This is a genomic window from Shewanella eurypsychrophilus, assembly GCF_007004545.3.
Classification (GTDB): Bacteria; Pseudomonadota; Gammaproteobacteria; order Enterobacterales; family Shewanellaceae; genus Shewanella; species Shewanella eurypsychrophilus.
Window position 1 is genome coordinate 4,799,647 of sequence record NZ_CP045503.2, and the last position, 20,189, is coordinate 4,819,835.

Annotated in this window: 21 protein-coding genes; 13 read left to right on the plus strand and 8 right to left on the minus strand. The window is 42.4% G+C overall.

Going from position 1 to position 20,189, the window contains the following annotated elements; all coding sequences use genetic code 11:
• Window positions 1-231 precede the first annotated feature (231 nt).
• The 3 genes from FM038_RS20525 to FM038_RS20535 all read left to right on the plus strand — a co-directional run bounded on the left by FM038_RS20525 (window position 232) and on the right by FM038_RS20535 (window position 1,994).
• A complete protein-coding gene (locus tag FM038_RS20525; RefSeq protein WP_142871423.1) occupies window positions 232-489 on the plus strand; it encodes a hypothetical protein in 258 nt (85 codons plus the stop codon).
• Between the two features lie 351 nt (window positions 490-840).
• The gene (locus tag FM038_RS20530; RefSeq protein WP_142871422.1) at window positions 841-1,437 is read left to right on the plus strand and encodes an HD-GYP domain-containing protein; all 597 of its coding nucleotides are present in this window, start codon (window positions 841-843) and stop codon (window positions 1,435-1,437) included.
• A gap of 83 nt (window positions 1,438-1,520) precedes the next feature.
• Window positions 1,521-1,994 carry a hypothetical protein gene (locus FM038_RS20535; RefSeq protein WP_223292927.1) on the plus strand — a complete coding sequence of 158 codons (474 nt, stop codon included), beginning with the start codon at window positions 1,521-1,523 and terminating at the stop codon, window positions 1,992-1,994.
• Between the two features lie 211 nt (window positions 1,995-2,205).
• Here FM038_RS20535 and FM038_RS20540 read toward each other — a convergent pair whose 3' ends face one another.
• On the minus strand, window positions 2,206-2,412 hold the full coding sequence (locus FM038_RS20540) for an AbrB/MazE/SpoVT family DNA-binding domain-containing protein (protein WP_142871420.1): 207 nt from the start codon (window positions 2,410-2,412) through the stop codon (window positions 2,206-2,208).
• Between the two features lie 328 nt (window positions 2,413-2,740).
• Between FM038_RS20540 and FM038_RS20545 the strand changes: the two genes are divergently transcribed.
• A complete protein-coding gene (locus FM038_RS20545) occupies window positions 2,741-3,214 on the plus strand; it encodes a hypothetical protein (RefSeq protein WP_142871419.1) in 474 nt (157 codons plus the stop codon).
• A gap of 294 nt (window positions 3,215-3,508) precedes the next feature.
• Window positions 3,509-4,369: a delta-class carbonic anhydrase gene (locus FM038_RS20550; RefSeq protein ID WP_142871418.1), complete on the plus strand. Its 861-nt coding sequence runs from the start codon at window positions 3,509-3,511 to the stop codon at window positions 4,367-4,369.
• A 111-nt stretch (window positions 4,370-4,480) separates the two neighbouring features.
• On the opposite strand, the gene FM038_RS20555 is transcribed toward FM038_RS20550, so the two are convergent.
• The 3 genes from FM038_RS20555 to FM038_RS20565 all read right to left on the minus strand — a co-directional run bounded on the left by FM038_RS20555 (window position 4,481) and on the right by FM038_RS20565 (window position 7,466).
• Window positions 4,481-4,843 carry a response regulator gene (locus tag FM038_RS20555; RefSeq protein ID WP_142871417.1) on the minus strand — a complete coding sequence of 121 codons (363 nt, stop codon included), beginning with the start codon at window positions 4,841-4,843 and terminating at the stop codon, window positions 4,481-4,483.
• 219 nt (window positions 4,844-5,062) lie between these two features.
• Window positions 5,063-6,541 (minus strand): protein adenylyltransferase SelO, encoded by a 1,479-nt coding sequence (locus FM038_RS20560; RefSeq protein ID WP_142871416.1) that lies wholly within the window; start codon window positions 6,539-6,541, stop codon window positions 5,063-5,065.
• 142 nt (window positions 6,542-6,683) lie between these two features.
• The gene (locus FM038_RS20565; protein ID WP_142871415.1) at window positions 6,684-7,466 is read right to left on the minus strand and encodes an AraC family transcriptional regulator; all 783 of its coding nucleotides are present in this window, start codon (window positions 7,464-7,466) and stop codon (window positions 6,684-6,686) included.
• A gap of 107 nt (window positions 7,467-7,573) precedes the next feature.
• Here FM038_RS20565 and FM038_RS20570 point away from each other — a divergent pair, with 107 nt between their 5' ends.
• From FM038_RS20570 to FM038_RS20605, 8 genes are all read left to right on the plus strand, one after another.
• On the plus strand, window positions 7,574-8,827 hold the full coding sequence (locus FM038_RS20570; RefSeq protein WP_142871414.1) for an MFS transporter: 1,254 nt from the start codon (window positions 7,574-7,576) through the stop codon (window positions 8,825-8,827).
• 152 nt (window positions 8,828-8,979) lie between these two features.
• Window positions 8,980-9,561 (plus strand): Crp/Fnr family transcriptional regulator, encoded by a 582-nt coding sequence (locus FM038_RS20575; RefSeq protein ID WP_142871413.1) that lies wholly within the window; start codon window positions 8,980-8,982, stop codon window positions 9,559-9,561.
• Between the two features lie 116 nt (window positions 9,562-9,677).
• Complete coding sequence (locus tag FM038_RS20580; protein WP_142871412.1) at window positions 9,678-10,217, plus strand: YgjV family protein; 540 nt, start codon at window positions 9,678-9,680, stop codon at window positions 10,215-10,217.
• Window positions 10,218-10,550: 333 nt separating this feature from the next.
• On the plus strand, window positions 10,551-13,361 hold the full coding sequence (locus FM038_RS20585) for a CHASE3 domain-containing protein (RefSeq protein ID WP_142871411.1): 2,811 nt from the start codon (window positions 10,551-10,553) through the stop codon (window positions 13,359-13,361).
• Window positions 13,362-13,503: 142 nt separating this feature from the next.
• Window positions 13,504-14,385: an SDR family NAD(P)-dependent oxidoreductase gene (locus tag FM038_RS20590; protein ID WP_223292928.1), complete on the plus strand. Its 882-nt coding sequence runs from the start codon at window positions 13,504-13,506 to the stop codon at window positions 14,383-14,385.
• Between the two features lie 70 nt (window positions 14,386-14,455).
• Window positions 14,456-15,517 (plus strand): MBL fold metallo-hydrolase, encoded by a 1,062-nt coding sequence (locus FM038_RS20595; RefSeq protein ID WP_223292929.1) that lies wholly within the window; start codon window positions 14,456-14,458, stop codon window positions 15,515-15,517.
• Between the two features lie 165 nt (window positions 15,518-15,682).
• On the plus strand, window positions 15,683-15,898 hold the full coding sequence (locus FM038_RS20600; protein ID WP_142871410.1) for a ribosome alternative rescue factor ArfA: 216 nt from the start codon (window positions 15,683-15,685) through the stop codon (window positions 15,896-15,898).
• Window positions 15,899-16,359: 461 nt separating this feature from the next.
• Window positions 16,360-17,292 (plus strand): DMT family transporter, encoded by a 933-nt coding sequence (locus FM038_RS20605; RefSeq protein WP_142871409.1) that lies wholly within the window; start codon window positions 16,360-16,362, stop codon window positions 17,290-17,292.
• Between the two features lie 46 nt (window positions 17,293-17,338).
• On the opposite strand, the gene FM038_RS20610 is transcribed toward FM038_RS20605, so the two are convergent.
• The 4 genes from FM038_RS20610 to FM038_RS20625 form a co-directional block, all read right to left on the minus strand.
• Window positions 17,339-17,749 (minus strand): cold shock domain-containing protein, encoded by a 411-nt coding sequence (locus FM038_RS20610; protein ID WP_142871408.1) that lies wholly within the window; start codon window positions 17,747-17,749, stop codon window positions 17,339-17,341.
• A gap of 58 nt (window positions 17,750-17,807) precedes the next feature.
• Window positions 17,808-18,302 carry a hypothetical protein gene (locus FM038_RS20615; protein WP_223292930.1) on the minus strand — a complete coding sequence of 165 codons (495 nt, stop codon included), beginning with the start codon at window positions 18,300-18,302 and terminating at the stop codon, window positions 17,808-17,810.
• A 342-nt stretch (window positions 18,303-18,644) separates the two neighbouring features.
• Window positions 18,645-18,857, minus strand: coding sequence for a hypothetical protein (locus tag FM038_RS20620; protein WP_142871407.1), 213 nt, complete (start codon window positions 18,855-18,857; stop codon window positions 18,645-18,647).
• A gap of 309 nt (window positions 18,858-19,166) precedes the next feature.
• Window positions 19,167-20,087 carry a hypothetical protein gene (locus tag FM038_RS20625; protein WP_142871406.1) on the minus strand — a complete coding sequence of 307 codons (921 nt, stop codon included), beginning with the start codon at window positions 20,085-20,087 and terminating at the stop codon, window positions 19,167-19,169.
• Between the last annotated feature and the right edge of the window lie 102 nt (window positions 20,088-20,189).

The window sequence follows — 20,189 nt, forward strand, 5'->3', positions numbered from 1 at the left end:
GATATCACAAGCTTTATTGATTTGTATCAAGTGATTGTTATTACTAGATTTGGTGGCGATTACTATCATCAACAATTCGGCAAATACATAAGCCTAACTGACACAGCTAAGCTTGATCTCAAACTACAAGCTCATATCGAGCCTCAATCTTGTACACTTGCGAATCATGCTCACCTCATGTATAAGACATAATATGTCGTAGCACTCTGCGTCCAAGATTAAGGATAATCGATGAAATTTATTGGTCTATTTATTTATGCATTACAGTGGCTAGCAGTTGCACTTTCACCAACACTCATAGGCGTTTTTATAGGGATTGCAATAAGCCTTCAATCTGAGCAGCTCAGTCCATCCGTTATCTTATCCTGGACTGCAGTAGGCTTTCTTATCGGTGGATTTTGGGCTGAAAAAATCCGCAAGACAGTTGGTTTATCCGCATTTTTTGGCCGCCTTGCAGGGGCAAATGATACCCGCGATAACAAGCTATAAGCTCTAGAAAGCTGTAAGCTATCCCATAGTCATTAAGCTACAGACGCAGATATTACTACTCGGAAAAATGAAAAAGACAGAACAGCTGTATCTTGTCTAATCTAAACCTTTTTTTACCGATAAAAAAGGCTATCAGGTGGTTTGTTGATTTGTATCAAGTGATTGTTATCAAAAGACTTGGCCTAGTCTAATTTGCCTTTCTGTAAAAGCCTAAATAGACATATATACTGGTGAATAGTGAGTTTTTCTACACTGGACAGACCTTATGCCAAATGAGTACGTAAGCATAGGTTTACATTAGAATTAGTGCTAGGTTACTCATATTGAATTTAGTAAAATGGATTTAACTAAATGGATAAACATGGACTTCATCAGCTCGTCGCGGCTATTTCTGCAGCCGCAGCCGCAAGAGATCATTACACTGCAACTCATCAAAAGAACGTTTCTTGCCTTGCCCGCCGAATTGCCCAACACTTAGCACTTTTAAGCACTCAGATAGAATGTATTAGGATCTCAGCCTTGCTGCATGATATTGGTAAACTAGGCGTGCCAAGCTCCATCCTTTCTAAGACCGGAAAACTTAGAAAAGAGGAGTTTGAATTGATCAAACTACACCCCGTCATTGGAGAAGAAATCCTACAACAGGTCGATTTTGAATGGCCAGTAGCAAGCATAGTGCGGCAGCACCACGAACGGTTAAATGGTTCAGGCTACCCTGATGGTTTAACCGGGGATCAGATCCACTTTGAATCTAAGGTCATTGCTGTTGCTGATGTGGTTGAATCCATTAGTCACTCACGTTCCTACCGTCAGGCATTAGGACAACAAAAAGCCATTGATGAGATCAGCAAGAATCGAGGCATTTTATATGAACCTATTGTGGTTGACGCTTGTATCGCATTGTACGATCTTAACCAGGGTGAGCTCTTTCCTTCTCAACAAGAATAACCCAAATAACCAAGACACCTATGATGATGTCTTTGAATAAGAGTAAGCTAAAATCAATATAGCGAGAGTTCAAGGAGTTCATTTTGAAAATACTGGGCTATGCTGCATCATTACTCGTGCCGTTAACGGGCTATACAACCACGATTGAACTAGATACATATCTAGGTGGCCATCAAACTCAACTTGATGGTAAACCAGCTCTCTCCTTTATCTTCAGCCACAATGCCAAGCTGAACAATGAGACAAGCGGTAGCGGTAGCAGCAGTAACAATTGCAGTATTATCACCACTGATCAGTATCTAAGACAATCTAAGGGTAGGCTAGAAAATATTAACCTCACCGAGCCAAACTTCTATTTTGACTGTGAATGGGAAGGTAAATTCTACATGCTCTCAAATCTCTACAGGACCTATGCAGAGGTGATCGTTAAAACCCCAGATGAAAATTTTCCAATGTCCATACACATCGAAGCTAAGCTAGTGACCTTGTCAGGTGAAAGACTAGAAGTCATCAGCGGTGATATCCCCCTAAATAGCGAGAGCGAAAGGGTTTGGTAGTCCTTTTCAATGAAAACTAGCGACGCTTGTTATTAAAAGCACTGCAGGCTTAGGGAAACCATTACGCATCTTCTTGTTTAACTCATCCGATTAATACTCATGCATCCTCTTCATGCATATAGTCTTCAAACAATGCCATCTGCTCAGCCAAGTCATCATCCTTAGAGACGATGCGATAACCCCTATCCTGTTTAACTCATCCGATTAATACTCATGCATCCTCTTCATGCATATAGTCTTCAATCTGCGTCATCTGCTCAGCCAAGTCATCATCCTTAGACACGAGACGATAACAGTCATGGGACATCTTCTCGAGACAGATACTGTCACCATTCCCGACATGGAGTCTCTCGACAACCTCTTGTGGTAACTCTAAACCTAAACCTTTACCTACATGTTGAATCTTAAGTACCGTCATATTTACTACCTATGCCTATCGTCTACATCTGCACTCAATCGTATAACTAGCGCAATGAAACAAAGAACCTACTAACGAGAATTATAGTTGCTTTCTATAAGAATGAGATAAGGCTAAGTGATATCAACCGGTTTAATAATCTTGTCAGCTCATTATTTTGGCCGCTTAATTCAAGGCAGATGACAAAGCAGAGATAACTCAAAACAGAATCGTGTTTAAAAAACCAAGAAAAAACATAAACAGATTGGTAGTAAATAGAAGTCCTGATCTAAAATTAAATTAACCCTAGATGAAATGAGTTGAGTCGCAGTAGCAAAAGGGAGCATTGATGCCAGTAAGCCAACTTCTATTTGGACTCTTATTAATCGCAGCTATCATAGGTGTCGTATTTTATATGCGTTCTCCTACGCGATCTAAACATAAGCTTAAGCGTCCGCTCTGCCCTAAGGGGACAAGTCATGTCTATGAAATATTACCTGATGAACAAGCAGTTACAGATATAGATACAGATAGTCAAACAAGACATCCCTATCACAATGTGACGATTGAGCTAACTCAGACAGCTTGCCAGGCAGTCAAAGAGTTACAAGGGAATCATTTTTTATCTCAAGATGCTCCATCATTGCCATTAACTCATTGCGATGCCTTAGCGTGTCAATGCCACTATAAACACTCGGAAGACAGAAGAGATGAGCCGCAAGAGCGCCGGATCGATTATGGTGTAACCCACGATCTATATGGCGCTTTTGGTGAAAAAAATCGTAGAGCCAGTAAGTTCGACAGAAGAGTCGATGACAAGTAATCATTACTATGACCAAAAATTTCTAGAGCGGAGAATCACTTTTCAGTTCATTCAAGCAGTCATTGACTGCTATCGATAATGCTAAAATACCAGTTTGTGCCTAAACTCAGTTAATAAAATCAACATTTAAACTGGCACTAGCAATGGCTCCTATCAATCAAACATGTCATTTATTTAATCTTTCTCAGCTTGAACCCCCATTGAATAATCAATAGGTTATAGCAAGTCTATATCCCATCACCCCTACTCTATACTTTGCAGAACTGTTCTGCTTACCAATAAAAAGGACAAAACATGATCAACAAGACTCGAGTATTCTGTGCAACGGCCGTACTTTTGCCGTTTTTGGCATGTGCAGCTTCATCACAAGATGCTACTAACAACGTTTCGGATCAGGTAATTAAAGAGCAAAGAGATGCACTGGCAACAAATACCCAAGGTAAAGGCTACGGCCCTCAGTCACCTCGAGACATAGATGCTATCAAGGGCAATAACCCACGAGTATTCGCTCAGGCGCCAGCCTATGAAAAAATGAACCTCTGTAATATTCACTTCCACAAAAATGCTGAGCACAAAGGGGGAGAATTTACTCAATATGCCGGGAATGGCGATGGCCATGGCTACCAAAGCGGCTACAAATATTCAGGTAAATTATCCAAAGCAGAATTAACTCCTCTTGAACATGAAGTGGGCACCAATAAACACGGTAGCCTATTTCCGGGAGATACCATTGAGGTTCACTATGTGCATTCAACGGCACAAGTCGGCCCAGGAGCGACTTTAGGTGCGTGTCTTAGCGAATCGAATAAAAATCCACAGCTGCGTGTAGAGACTCAAGTATACGTATTAGTTAACGATGCTAAAGCTAAAGGCTTTGTCGAGTTGACGGCATTAGGCATGAAGAATGGGCTAAACCAAGCGCTTAATATCCCAGGAGATACCGGTACCCCAATACAGTACTCAGGGTCAACAACGGGTCCAGGTTATAACGAAGCAGGTTCACCACTGCAGGTCAGTTGGAGCGTACGTCCTAACGTGATGAAAGTCGATATTAATAGTGTCGGAAAGTGGCTAGAAGGTAATGCTTTTGATGAAGATCATGCCCACGGTGTCAGAAATTTAGTGATTAACCCAGATCTGCTATCGGGTAGCTAAACGCACTCAATAATAAACCGAACACCTAGTGGACTAGCAGCTAACATTCATATTCTTAATGGTATTGTTAATTCACTAGTGATCTCATTTATTCTGTTAGTGAGTCGATGGCTATAAATACTTTTCTACCATCTTTTGGATCACATTCGGCATAATTGGCTTATTGATATAATCATCTGCGCCAAGTTTAAGCGCAAAGTCACGATCTGACACTTCAACAAGTGTGCTTATCACCACAACGGGAATATTAACCCGTGATGGGTCAGCTTGTAAAAACTTCAGCACTTGATAGCCGTTGACTTCAGGCATTGTTATATCGAGTAGTACAAGATCCGGAGTCAAGGTACTAAGAAGCTCAATACCACCACTACCAGAGTTTGCCGTAGTCACTTGATAATCATCACCAAGCATTGCCAGTAATACTCCAGTACAAACGGGATCATCATCAATGATCAGTATGTTAGCTCTTTCCATTTAGCCCCTCTCGGCTCAATTTTTATTACTTTAATTGTATCCAAATTTTAACTAAAAGATAGCCACTAATTTAACGATTAATATACATATTTAATGTAGGGCTTAGCCAGCTCCCTGTAGTAAAACATATATCGCTATAATCTAAGTTAAAACCATAAACGTCGCATTTTGTCTGCATGTATAGCTTACTCGGTAAACTTGTATATAAGCTGAATGGAGCTAAGTTCCGCAAAAAGTCGTATAACGTCCAAAACTCTCGGGTGCAGATTTTGCGTACTCTTTTGCGCCTTGCTGAAGTGTATAGGGATCAGCAAGCACTGTGATGAGTTGCTCAAACGGTTCATAATCCCCACGCTGCTCAGCCGCTTCAATAGCTTGTTCGACTTGAAAGTTTCGCGGAATATAAACCGGGTTAGCCGTATTCATCACGCTGATACTACCAACAACAGATAATTCATCACGGGTAAGTCGCGCTAACCATAGCTCACGCCATATTAAAAATGCTTTGGCATCATTAAAATAGCTTTGGCTAGTATTACAGCCAGATCCAAGGTCTTCAGCTAGCTGACGAAATAATTGAGTGAAGTCCACATCTTGACCCGCCATCGATTCGAGTAATTGCTCACAAAGCGCTAAATCACCCTCCTCTTGGCTAGATAAGCCAAGTTTAGATCGCATTCCACCTAACCACACTTCATGGTATGTATCCCAAAACCCAGTGACCGCTTGCGTCGCTAGTTCTATAGACTCCTTTTTATCTTCACTCATTAGAGGTAATAAGGTTTCGGCCAATCGAGCCAGGTTCCATTGTGCCAATACAGGCTGATTGCTGTAGGCATAGCGACCATCTCTATCTATGGAGCTAAAAACAGTATTGGCATCATAATTATCCATAAAGGCGCAAGGGCCATAGTCTATGGTTTCGCCACTAATAGTCATATTATCTGTGTTCATCACACCGTGAATGAAGCCAACCAGCATCCATTTAGCCACCAGCTGAGCCTGGTTGTCGCGTACCGCGCAAAGAAAATCTAAGTATGGTTGTTTGCTACTTTTAAGCTCAGGGTAATGACGGGCAATAGCATAATCAGCCAATTGTTTCACTTTGTCCAGCTCATCACGAGAGGCAAAATATTGAAAGGTACCAACACGTAAATGACTCGACGCCACGCGGGTAAGCACCGCTCCAGGCAGATATTGGGTTCGTAATATAGGCTCACCTGTGGTCACAACGGCTAAGGCTCGGGTGGTAGGAATATCTAAGGCATACATGGCTTCGCTGAGAATATATTCTCGCAAAATTGCACCTATGACCGCCTTGCCATCTCCGCCTCGTGAAAATGGTGTCTTGCCTGAGCCTTTTAGCTGAATATCTAACCGCTGACCTTCTTTATCAAGCACTTCTCCAAGAAGCAGCGCGCGGCCATCACCAAGTTGCGGACTAAAACCACCAAACTGATGACCCGCATATACCTGAGCTAATGGTGATGAACCCACTGGTGCTTCGCTGCCTGAGAACACTTGCGCTAACGCATCTGAGTTAACATTTGTCAGACCGATACGTTCAGCCAAAGCCACGTTTAGCTTAACAAGCTCAGGGTTAGGCGACTCAGCGCCCGTGCAGGACACATAAAAACCTTCCAGCTCTTTTGCGTAGCTATTGTCGAATATCAAACCTAGGTCAATCTTGTTACTCATAAAGTGTCCATGCTATCGATAAAGAGAGGGGAAAAGCCTACAGCCCTATAGTTTACTGTACCTCAGCTTTGGCTTTAATACCCAATAATCCAAGCGCTATTATTGGGTATGTCTGAGCTGGATATGCCTGAGCCGAGGGTAACTAGTCACGATCTTTCATATATTGTTTCGGCGATTTACCTAAGGTCTTTTTAAAGAAGGTGATAAAGGCACTGACCGATTCATAACCTAACTCTTCGGCAATACGTTGCACAGACCCACCCACAGCCAATTTTTGCAGGGCAATAATGAGGTGTAACTGCCCACGCCAGCGCCCAAAAGTGAGGCCCACCTCTTGTTTTACCAATCTGGCTAGTGTTCTTTCGCCCATAGCAAACTCACCAGCCCACTCGGCCACAGTACGTCTATCTGCGGGGTTAGCCAGCAGCCTAGATGCGATGGCATTTAATCTTGGTTCTGAGGGAGTCGGAAAGTCAAAGTCCTCGGTCGGCATATTGGTTAATTGCTCAACCAATACATCCACCAGCTTTGCTGTTGGACTATCGGGTAGGTAATGTTGATCTTGAACGGTTAAATACAGTGTTAATTCACGGATCAAAGGTGAAATTGACAGAGTGCAGCTTTTTTGGGGTAAACCGACGATGTCGGGATCGACAAATAGCATACACACATTGGCATCACTAGAGATAAGATTGCTATGAGGCACCTGACTTGGGATCCATGCAGCACAATTGGGGGGTACGATCAAAATGGCGTCGGCCACTCTGCATTTAAGATAACCACTCAATGCCATCACCAACTGACACTTATGGTGTTGATGAAAAGGCGTCTCAGCTTCACGCTCGCCACCACTCACCCTAAGAGAAACCACTTTCTGTGGAAACGCGTCAGAATCAAAATCGGGGAACTGTAGAGACTTAGACAAGGAAATTGACCGTTTTTAGATATAAAAAGTCACTATAGCTCAATACTGCATTAAAAATGAAGCATAAGCTACAGGCAAGTTTACACGTACAATTAAAGGAATACTCAGTGACACAAGTTCACAGCTCTCGCGTAACCAATGGCGCCTTTTTGATATTAGGTGTATTGCTGATCGCGATAGGTCTACGTAGCCCTATTACTGGAGTCGGCCCACTCCTCGAGCAGATGCAGCAACAGCTGAGCTTATCGGCGACTCAAGCCGGCATGTTAACCACCTTACCGCTATTAGTATTCGCATGTTTTTCACCCATAGCATCTAAGATAGGTCGCCGAATAGGCTTAGAACGGGCGTTAATGCTCTCTCTTTTTTGTTTGCTCATTGGCATCACAGTGCGATCCTTCGGCTCACTGACTAGTTTATTTGGCGGTACCTTGATCATTGGTGTCGGCATTGCCATTGCCAACGTGCTGCTACCCAGCTTGATGAAGCGTGATTTCCCTACAAAAGTCGCCACCATCACCTCCATCTATGTATTAATGATGGGCGTTGGCTCTGCGCTGAGTGCTAGTCTGGCCATTCCTATGATGCACCTTGCCGACTCTCTATCCATCAGCTTTATTCCCAACTGGGCCTTTGCACTGGGAGGCATAATTATCTTCCCAATAATCGCTATTTTTGTCTGGCTACCGCAGATAAAAAACCGCACGAAGCCGACTCAAGATACACTTGAGTTTGATAGTCATAGCTATATTTGGTACTCAGCTTCTGCTTGGCAAATCACTCTGTTTTTGGCGCTGAATTCATTTTTAATGTATACCTTTATCAGCTGGTTACCGAGTATTTTAATCGACTCTGGATACAGCCATGAAAATGCGGGGGTTATCCATGGACTATTACAATTGTTCACCGCGGTTCCTGCCATAATCATGATACCTATGATGGCCAAGATGAAAGATAAGCGATTGTTAAGTACTGGGTTAACTTCATTAGTACTCATTAGCATCTTAGGTTTTATCCTGCTGCCCACGCTAGCTATAGTCTGGTCAATGATGTTTGGCTTTGGTGCCGGTGGGGGCTTTATTTTGGCACTAACACTCATAAGCATACGCACTAGCGATCCTCACCAAGCTGCGTCTTTATCGGGTATGGCGCAATGTCTGGGTTACTTGCTAGCGGCATCGGGGCCTGTGCTTATCGGTGCCGTGCATGAAGCGAGCGGCAGCTGGACTCTGCCTCTGCTGATATGTGTCTTCGCCAATGTGCTCTGGATTATCTTCTCTTTCTTCGCATCGAAGAGTGAACTTATCTTATCACCACAACAAGATGAGCTTGCCCAGCAAACATTAGCCCAGCAGGTCTAATATTATTGCAGGGTTAAATCAGTGATGCCTGACTTAACCCAGTTTTATCATTCATTGTTAAAATAAACCTGTATGCTGTGGGCAATGCTATTGCCTTGAAGGCCATTCCTCCTGAAATCCATATTTAATAATTACAACAAAATGCCTCCCTCATGGATCTAGATCATTGCCCAGCTGAGCATCAAAGATGTCTCCGTGTTTTGACTCAACTCGGCATCAGCGAACAACAAGCTAAAGCCGCCCAAAAGCACTTTAAAACCTTAAACGTCCATTCAGGTGAGATCCTTTTACGCCAAGGAGATACACAAACTCACGCTTACTTTATTGATTCCGGCGTGTTAAAAGCTTGCCATTATGCAAGTGCAGGTACTGCATTATCTAAAGAGTTCTATTTTCAACATGAGTTGTGCTTTCTGTATTGCTCCTGGCTGACTCAAGATCCGGCAAAGTATCAGCTCGAATCGATAGAAGATACTGTAGTCATTCAACTGCCATTATTCCTGCTTTCACAAATAGACTGGCAGCAAGTAAAAATAACCTTACTCAGTCAGCAACTCATCTATAAGGAGCAAAAAGAGGAGTTTTTTTTACTCAATACACCAGAGCAGCGTTACTTGCACCTAGTAAAATACCGACCACTTTGGATAAATAAGCTTAATAATATTCAACTTGCCAGCTATATCGGCATAAGCCCAGTCAGCTTGTCACGACTAAAATCACGATTATCCAATTAAGCTGATAATTATCTTGTCACAATTATCTTAAGTTAATTACCTGATTTTATTTTGGCCCTAGCCTAGTGCACCTTAAGTTCGCAAATACGCGAACCTAGACTCTAGATAGGGTATTTATGTCTGACTTTGCTATTTCACAATGTTTAATTGCCATCGCCATTGTATTTGATCTCATCTCTTTTCAATTTAAACAAAAACAGAAAATTGTCGCGTGTTTATGCGTATCGGGAATGCTCATCAGCAGCCACTTCTATCTCCTCGAACAGTGGACAGCAGCGAGCTTAATGTTGCTCGCGTCTATACGCTATTTCGTCACGATTTTTAGTCATTCTAAGCGGATCATGCTGGTATTTTTATCTGCCAGTGTGATAGTTACCTTTTTCACTTTTACAGGTTTACTCAGTGTCATTAGCCTAGTTGGAAATGCTATTCAGACTCGAGCAGCATTTTGCCAAAGAGACCAAAATTTAAGACTGTTGATGATTATCGGGACCTGTGTTTGGCTGCTCAACAATGCACTCGTCGGCTCTTATATCGGTGTATTGATGGAAGTCTTATTTATTGGCAGCAATCTACTCGGCTATTTTCGATTTTATGGTTTCACCCTTTCAAATAAGTACAACCAGACCGAACCTCAAGGCCAACAACATCCATAACTTAAGACACATTCAGCTGCTTTTTGTCAGAAAATAAAATCAGTCTAACTAGTGATTTTAAAAACTTAGACTATGCTTTTGTTAGTTAACTTTTAAGTCTTTTGCTTACTAGCCTTGATATTGCAGCCATGACTTAAAAGTAGACAAGGAGGTTTCGGGTGCAAGAACATGAAAGCAATCAAAACTGCCCCCCCCTTAATTAAACCAGCCCTCCAAGCTTTATGACTTGCTGTCTCGCTCAACTTACACGGTTTGAAGAGATTCATCACAGCATTCGTAAAGGGACTAATTCCAATCGGTATTAGTGCTCATGATTATTCTGGAGTCGGTAATATGTCTAAGTGGTTTAAGTGGTTTAAGTGGAATGTAGGTAAAAAAATTGGCTTAGGGTTCGCATTATCGCTCATTTTTATCGTGATCATCGCCGTAACCTCCTATCAGAGCACTTTGAAACTCGTCGAAACATCACAGTGGAAGACCCACACCCATCAAGTACTTAAAGCCTTAAAAGACGTAATATCAAGCATGCAGGACGCTGAAACTGGCCAGCGTGGCTACCTGATAACAGGTGAAGAGAGATACTTAGAGCCATACTACCTTGCACAACAAAACATTGATCGGGACTTTAAAACCCTCTTTAAGCTCACTCAAGATAACCCCAGTCAACAAACTCGCTTAAAAATACTGGAGCCATTGATCCATGGCCCAAATGGAAAGTTTACAGAGCTAAAACAGACCATTGATATCCGCAGAAACCAAGGCTTCGAGCCGGCTCTCGCAATTGTCTTATCTGACAAAGGCAAGCTCATCATGGATGAGATCAGAAGTCAGATAGATGAGATGACATTAGTGGAGGAGCAGTTACTCGTACAAAGAACCAATGATGCAATCTCAACGGTTGAAAATACAAAAATTGCTATGACTTCTGTATCACTATTAGCCTTGGTTATGCTGACATTCGTAGGCTTTGTTATCACTCGTAATATCGCAGCCCCTCTAGAAAAAATATCCAAAGTAGCCAAGCGAATAACCCAGGGGGATCTGCTGGCGAAAATAGAGATAAACGCTCGTGCTGATGAAGTCGGAATATTGGCAAGAAGTCTCTCAACGATGACTCATTCACTCGCTAAAAACACAAGCTTACTTAAAGAAGCCCTATCAGAGGCTGAAAATGCCAACCAAACAAAGAGTGAATTTTTAGCCAATATGAGTCATGAGATCCGCACCCCGATGAATGGTATTCTTGGCATGTTAAAACTGCTGCAGCACACAGTACTATCGAAACGACAGAACGATTATACGCTCAAGGCACAGACAGCGACGGTATCTTTGTTATCCATTATTAACGATATTCTCGACTTCTCAAAAATTGAAGCGGGTAAGATGACCATTGAAAATGGTCGCTTCGAACTCGAAGATATCATGGGCGAACTCAGCGTTATTTTATCGACAAATTTGCAAGAAAAAAGTATCGAATTACTTTACAACATAGATCCCAATATCCCCACTAGCCTCATTGGAGACTCTCTTCGAATTAAACAAGTTTTACTCAATCTCGCCGGTAATGCACTCAAATTCACGACCAAAGGTGAAATTATCCTGACGGTGCGCATACTAAGCCAGAGTGAAGACCTATTTGATATTGAATTTTCGATATCAGACACGGGAGAGGGGATAGCGGCAAATAAATTAGAGCACATCTTTACCGATTTCAGCCAAGCGGAATCCTCAACCTCAAGACGGTTTGGCGGCACAGGGCTAGGCTTAAGCATCTGTACCCATTTAATCGAACTTATGGGCAGCAAGCTGCAGGTACAAAGCGAATTAGGCCAAGGAAGCCGTTTTTACTTTAGCCTACAAATGAAACAGGGTGACAGCCTAGCTCAAACAACAGGTTCACCTCAGTCCATAAGCGTACTGGTTGTAGATGACTGCGCTATGGTCAGGGATGTATTACAAACAATGGCGCAATCAAATGGATGGCACTGTGATTGTGTGAGTAGTGGCGAAGAGGCATTAGCACGACTCGAACAAGATGATTATCCAGACTACCAAGTCGTACTCATGGATTGGAAAATGCCCGGTATTGATGGCATGGAGACAACTCGGCGCATTCGACAATTTACCGATCTTCAAGGCTGTACTCCTGTTGTGATTATGGTCACAGCTCATGGACGTGAAATGTTAGAAGGCTCTAACGAAGACCGTAACCTTCTTGATGGTTTTTTAATTAAGCCTATTACTAATTCCATGCTGCAACAATCGGTAAAAGAAGCGCTCGACTATGAAGCAAATACTTCAAGCCAGATGATCAATGGAAGCCATCGCTTACAGGGACTACATTTACTCGTTGTCGAAGATAACTTACTCAATCAACAAGTTGCTTTAGAGTTGTTAGAATCTAATGGAGCCAAAGTCACCCTTGCTTCCGGTGGTGTAGAAGGGAAAATGCTCGCATTAGCGGCGGATGAACCTTTCGATGCTATTTTAATGGATATGCAGATGCCTGATATCGACGGTTTAGAAGCCACCCGTCAAATCCGTCGACACGACAGAATGTTGTCAGTGCCCATTATCGCAATGACGGCAAATGCAATGCAGTCAGACAAGGATGCTTGCTTAGAAGTGGGCATGGTGGACCATATCAGTAAGCCTATCGAATTAGAGAACATGCTGATGACGATTCAGCGCCATACAAAAAGTAACTTCACAAATATCGAGATACTCCCAAACACTCAAGTTAATGATACTCAGCATATTTTAGATGCAAAGCAAGCCATTAATCGCTTAAACGGAGAGCGACAACTCTATATTAAATTAATCAGTGTCTTTCGAGATGATTCCCAAAAGCAACTACAAGGGATAAAACTCGGCTTTCAAGAGAATAACATCAAAGTCGCAGCCAACAGTTTACATACCTTAAAAGGTCTTGCTGGAACCATGGGAGCCATTGAATTGCAAGCTATTACCACTCAGATTGAGGTGAATGTAAAACAACTAATAACCGATAAAGACACACCAACTGACTCAATACGCTGGATCAGCAGCATTGAAAATGCCTTAGAGCAGGTATTCACTCAACTTGATATAGAGTTTCCCAATACTGAAAATAAAACGGTTAAAGCGCTCTCTGTGGCGCAATAAGGCTCGTTTACAATCTTGTATGCAAATAAGTATCCTTCATCAACTGCTGTTCTTGTCTAACCCTATGATTAAAAACTATCCATACTGCTGGCTATATCGTTATAGTGGAAATAGATGATTAGTCACCTTTAAAGGAACTCAGATGACAGCAGATGTGAATACGGGTACAGCAAACGTAAATAGAAGCGCCCAGATAAGCTCTGCGATGCCTACAATCCTGATAACTGGCGCATCTAAAGGCGTAGGTGCAGCCTGTGTGCATCAGTTTGCTCAAGCCTTTCCAGATGGAGTGAACCTTGCCCTAGTAGCAAGAGGCTTAACAGGCTTACAAGAGCTTGAAGCTAAGCTAGAACAATATCCCAACGCTAAACTATTAACCCTATCGGCAGATATCGCGTGTCTTCAGGCATGTAAGACCATCATTGAAGAGACGGTTGAAACTTTTGGCAGCATCAATGTACTGATCAACAATGCCGGACTTCACCATCGAGGAGATTTTAGCCAACAAACACCGGAACAGATAGCTGCAATGGTGGATGTAAACCTAAGATCGCCTCTTTATCTATCGGCATTGGTGTTGCCTCATATGCCTCAATCTGGCCCTAAGGCCATTGTTATGGTGGGATCGTTGGCAGGCCGCGCCCCTCTACAGGGCGCTTCGACTTACAGCTCCACTAAGTCAGGATTGAGAGCCTTTACATATGCCTTGAGTGATGAACTTAGGGATAAAAATATCAATGTGGCAGTTGTATCACCAGGCCCCATAGACACCAGTTTTATTATGGATGAAATTGATGAAGTCGAAGATATCGTCTACTCACAACCCATGAGCACGCCTAAACAAGTCGCCGAGGCTGTAGTGAGCCTGGCTAAAGGTAAGCAAACCGAAATTGCCATGCCCTGGTTTAGCGGCAAACTCACCACATTAGGTTATCTTTTCCCCAGTTTTCGCCGCGCAAGTCGCAGCTTGCTCTACCGTATAGGTCGTAAGAACAAAGATAAATACCGTCGAAGGCAGACTTAATATTTCGATCAACACATCTCAGCCAATTTCACACTCATCGACTATATTTAATTCTGTCTGGTTCCATTAAATGTCCGAATATATGTCGATATATTTTAATCAAATACGTACACAGAGGGGCTGTCAGTCTTACCTTATTGGCTGTCATGACACTGGTTCAGCTATTTTAATCGATCCCGAAACCAGTCAAATTGAGCATTACTTAGGACTTCTTAACCATGATGGCCTTAGCCTTCAGTATATTCTCGATACTCACACCCATGCGGATCATTTCTCTGCCAGCAAACAATTGGCAAACATGCTGAAAGTTCCCATCATCATGCACAGTGCCAGTTCAGCACCTTTTGTAAATATGCATGTCGATGACGGCGAGATGATAAAAGTGGGTAAATTACAGTTAACCATAATGCACACGCCGGGTCATACCGCAGACTCTATATCTATCATCATGAAGGACAGAGTTTTCACCGGAGACACCCTACTGATTGGTGGAACAGGAAGAACCGATCTGCCCACTGGAGATCCCGAGCAGCTATACACCAGTTTGTTTAGTGGATTACTCAAACTCGATCCCGAATTAAAAGTCTATCCAGCCCATATCTACTCCCAACGGCTCCATAGCAGCATAGGTGAAGAGTTAGCAAATAACCCCAGACTTCAGAAGCGGAACAAAGCAGAATTTATAACACTAATGCGCGCAGTCGAACTCAACACACCGGAACACTTAACCGAATCCTTACGCACCAACTTAACGGGTGCTAAGTCCGTAGAATGCTTACTCGATGAAGCTAGCAACGACATCACTTTCATCCAAGCCAAGCAGCTGTATATTCATACACAAACCGACTCGAATGAATTTATGATTATAGATGTTCGCGAGCAGGAGGCTTTTAGCCAAGGTCATATCAAGGACGCCGTAAATATTCCTCGAGGTCAGTTAGAGTTTAAGGTGAACGAATTATTGCCAGATCCCACAAAACGTATCGCTGTGTATTGTGAGTCTGGTAGCTTATCGACCTTAGCCACAGCAACCTTAAGAAGGTTGGGCTACTCACATGCTATAGCACTAGAGCAAGGTGTAAATGCCTGGATACAACTCGGTTACCCGCTAATGAAAAGCTCAAATAAATAGATATTTGGCCATCTGTTACTTCGCAAGACATACAATAATTGTTTACTTTTTCCACGCGTGTCGATTATAGTTCGCACGTTCAATATAGAGATGAAATCCGATAATTTTTGTTGAACAGAACAAATACGAATCGTTTATAAATTTAAAAATACACAGGGGTAACAAGTGGCCAAACACAATGAAAGAACTGCCATTATCGAGCATGATAATAAGCGTGGCACAATCAAGGACAATGCATTGAAAGCCTTAGTCACTAGCGAACTTTTCAGGATGCGAGTCGAAAAGCCGAAAAAAGGCAAAGGGTCTTACAACCGCAAACAAAAGGGGCATATGCTGAAAGGCAATGCCCCTTTCGACTTTTTAACCTTCAACGAAATTTAAAATCACCTTCTCAATTCAGCTGAAAAAACTCACTTCCTTCTGAAAAAACCTATCAAAACCTTCATCTTTATTAGCAGTAAATAAATTAGATTTTCAATTGACAGCTCACCTTAAGAGATACACTATCAATGTTCACTTAATCTCCAAATTTAGGAACACGGTTTAGTCCATGCTTTTAACTCAATCTCAAACAAGTCTCCACTTTAAACAGGTATCGACTCTGCTGCGACTCCTCGCAATGGATATCAATACCCGAGTGAATACTTGTGTGTGGCTTAATCAGCCCGCGGATGAGATGGAATAGAAAACTAGCCTAAACCATTACCCAGCCGCAGAAGATAGCAATGCGGCAGATAACTCCCCTTCTCCGCTCCCCTCTCTTCACGGCTTACCACAAATTTGATGACCAAGACTCATGTCTTGCTTCACATTCTTAATGTCAGCAATAAGCGAGGTCCACGATGACAATGCAAGTCCCTGCAACAGTACCCAAGTTGGTTCCTGTAGCCTTTTTATCTGTGGTGTTAATCTGGTCTACCACACCACTGGGGATTGTCTGGAGCAGTGGATCTGTTCACCCGACAATGGCCGTGTTGCTGAGGATGCTTATCGCCTTAAGTTTAGGCTTCATGATCTTACTCATCACTCGCATCCGGTTGCCTTTTAGTCGAGCCGCTATCAAGCTCTATTGTGTATCATCGATTGGCATTGTCGGTGGTATGTTGCTCAGTTACTTTGCTGCCAGATATATAGCATCGGGAACCATGTCACTTATCTTTGGCTTATCACCGTTAATCTCGGGTCTTTTAGCACAAAAGATACTCGGCGAAGATAAGTTTGGACCGATGAAACTTATCGCCTTTACTTTCGCCTTTATCGGCCTTGGAATTGTATGCTCATCTAAGCTGGCATTAAGTGCAGATAGCTGGATTGGTTTACTGCTGATCTTAACCGCTGTATTTCTATTTAGCCTAAGCGGCGTACTAATTAAAACCGTAAAAATAAATATTCACCCCATAGCGAGCACAGTCGGAGCCCTGTTATTTTCAACGCCGCTATTTGTATTTGCTTGGCTGATATTTGATGGCAGCTTACCCATAGAGACGTGGCAGGAAAAGTCACTATGGTCAATTCTCTACTTAGGTGTATTTGGCTCATTAATTGGCTTTATCTCTTATTTCTATATATTGCAAAACCTCAAGGCGAGTACTGTCGCCCTGGTGACTCTAATCACCCCTGTTTTTGCCATGATGCTCGGCGCTACACTTAATGGGGAGGTGATAACCAATGCGTTGATTATTGGCGCTATCTTCGTGATCTGCGGACTTGGCTTGTATCAATTTGGTGACAAGGCCTCAGTCATTGTTAGTCAGAAGTTAGCCAAGAAGCCTTAGAAGCCCTAAAGGAAGTGATAGATTTGAAATTGTTAATCAAGGCTGCTTACTGGCTAAGCAGCTGGTAGGCGTAACTTGCTATCAATAAGATAACGACAATTCCCCCTAATCTGGAAAATACTCCTAACGCCGTGATGAGCTGCCTGGTTTTACCATCTGAGCTGTCTGTGTTACCCGAAGGTTTAACACGTGGATTAACGGCCACACCTTGAATACTGGCATCAAAGGCGTTGAGTTTACTGTCTAGTTTAGTCTCTATTCGAAACAAGATGCAGTCCCCAACCTTTGGTTGCCTGCTCATATGCTTTAGCGCCGAGATCTGAATGGCAACTATCTGTTCACTGGCGGGTCCATGTAAGGTCGCAACATCACTATGCGCCTTATCTGGTTTAATGGATCCTAAGCCTTTACCCTCATCCCAATGGGTTAATTGACCTGTTAATCTGATATTTTGCATATGTGTATCGACTTCTATTCTATTATTCTATCTTTGCCTAGTAATGAGCATAATCAGGTCACAGTCTACGACTATTTTTAATGTCATTCATTGCCTGTAACTTCTGTTGAAACTGACTATCTAACTTGAACCATAGATCTCCGGTCGGAGCGACATCTTTCATCACTGTGTATTTGCCTATCTTACCGATATAATAGCGCGAGAAACGTCCGGCCATAAAAGAGGTTTGGGCATATATTTTGCCATTGCCGACAGAGTTACATTTTATCTTAAATGCCGACGTTTCTGAGATCGAGAAGTCTATGATATCGATCAGCTCTCCTTTGACCTTAATCGACTCTTTAGAAAGGATCTCGAGCATCTCACTGTAGTGAGTATTGCCCTCGCATACGCCAGGGATTTTCACCCAAGTGCCTAACACTTGTGGGAGTAACACCTTATGCGGATCCTGATTATCTGCATTGATATAGAGTCCAAGCCCTGCCCCGCCCACCAGTAAAAAAAGCAAAAAACCAAATACTATTCTCTTGTTATGATCTGCAGCGTTCGACATTCTTTAAGGCCTTCATTTTACTGATCATATGTCACAACACTCTAAAGAGAAATATGAGTATCAAGACGAAATATCAGTTCAGAAAATATCGGTTAAAGTTACCTTATTAAAGGTTAAACATCCATAACATACTGTTAAAAAACGGTTAATCAATCTATTCCAATCAGTGCTAAATATTAAATCCTGGTGCTGTGGCGACATATTATATCCATGAATATAAGAGTTATCAGGTTAATCACGACCAATTAAAGGATAAGTAAGCGGGGAACACTAAGCCTATTAGGCTCTCATTCCCAGCTTAACAGGAGGAATCACTTGGATTTGCTCTATAACTGACGGTCATTAGTTATACCCAAGAATGAAATCCTTCTCCAAATTGATCACATCTTCTGCATTACAGTTAACCTGATTGACCTGCCTCAGCTCATCTCCTGCTAGCAACTTAAGCACGTAGTCGACTCTACAGCGATAAGAGTTTGAGGTCTCATAAAGGTGATGATTAACCTTAAACTCTAACTCTGGCTCAAGGTGTTTCATTTGGTTTGTGATTGGCATAATCGTATCCTCATATTATTCATTTACACCTTATAGAACAGATGTAAAAGCCTAGGCTTTAATAAAGCATATGCCGTGCCAAATAGACTCGATATAAACAGATCACTATAAATAGAGAGTGTTGATTTTGATTTAAAAAGAATTTTTATCTGCAGATCATGATCAAATATCGATACCGATTGAGTCATTCAAGATAAAAAATATTAAAGCTGTTTTATCGATCTCTTTTAATCAATAAAATTTGCGTTTTGCAATGCCTGTTATCATTTTGCAAGCACAAGGCGATTAACACCAATATAGGGATAAAGCTTAATCCTCTAGCTTAGCAATGAATAATCGACTCAAATCTTTACTCCAAAGCTGAATAATCTTACGTGTCTTATCTTTATTCCAGAAACATTTACCAAATAGAATAATCCCAGCCCCTTCAAAATCTCTTCTATCCTGAATATTAAGGTTCGTCAGCAACGCCTCTTGGTAGTCCTCTATCGGGATACCAAGATCACTGCAATCGGCAGGGTTGAGCCAATGCATCTTCTTATCGCTATGGGAAAGGGTTCCCCAGTACATTCGTGGCGCACCATTTTCGGTAGGCTCAGCATCGGCAAAATTAACAAACAGGTTCTTCGCCCGCCAACGATACTTTTTGTCGGTATATACCCAGAGGTCTGACTTAGCTAACTCACTGCCTCTAAGCAGGCTAAGTAGTAATTTTTCTAGCCCTTGAGTCGCCACCCTCGACATGGGTACTTCAGACAGGTCATCAGCTTTTACACAGGCTCCCACCTCAACGGTGTCACTTAACAGCACGTCATTATCGGCGGATATTTGCTTTCGCTTGGGTGTGGGATCAACAGAGGCTTTTTTATCAATGTCATTGGGAGGTATTGATGGCTTTCTTCCCTGAAAACTCAACGGCTGCCTGCTAAAGTCGATCATCAAGGCATCGCTATCTACCAGCTGCTGATTGACCTCGATTGCAGCAAGTTCTTCACGCGCTTTAGCCTTTGAGGGCTTAAACTCCTTGCAGTCGGCATGATGATATCGCGAACCAAAACAGGCTGCACGACCATCTTTGGATGCTTTTCGAAAGTAAGCCTTTTGCTTACACGCAGGACACAGTAACGATTGCCGATACTTCTCTATATCGGCTTCATTGAGTTTCTGAAACTTAAACACAGTATAAGTCTCAGGGCTGGCTTCATCATAAATACAGATAGCATCTAGCATGACACTGCACAAATCCTCTTAGGCTCAATATTCACAACAAGCACTAACTGATTGATGTTTACTGGGCTTACAAGCTAATAACGTGCTTATAAATTACCAGAA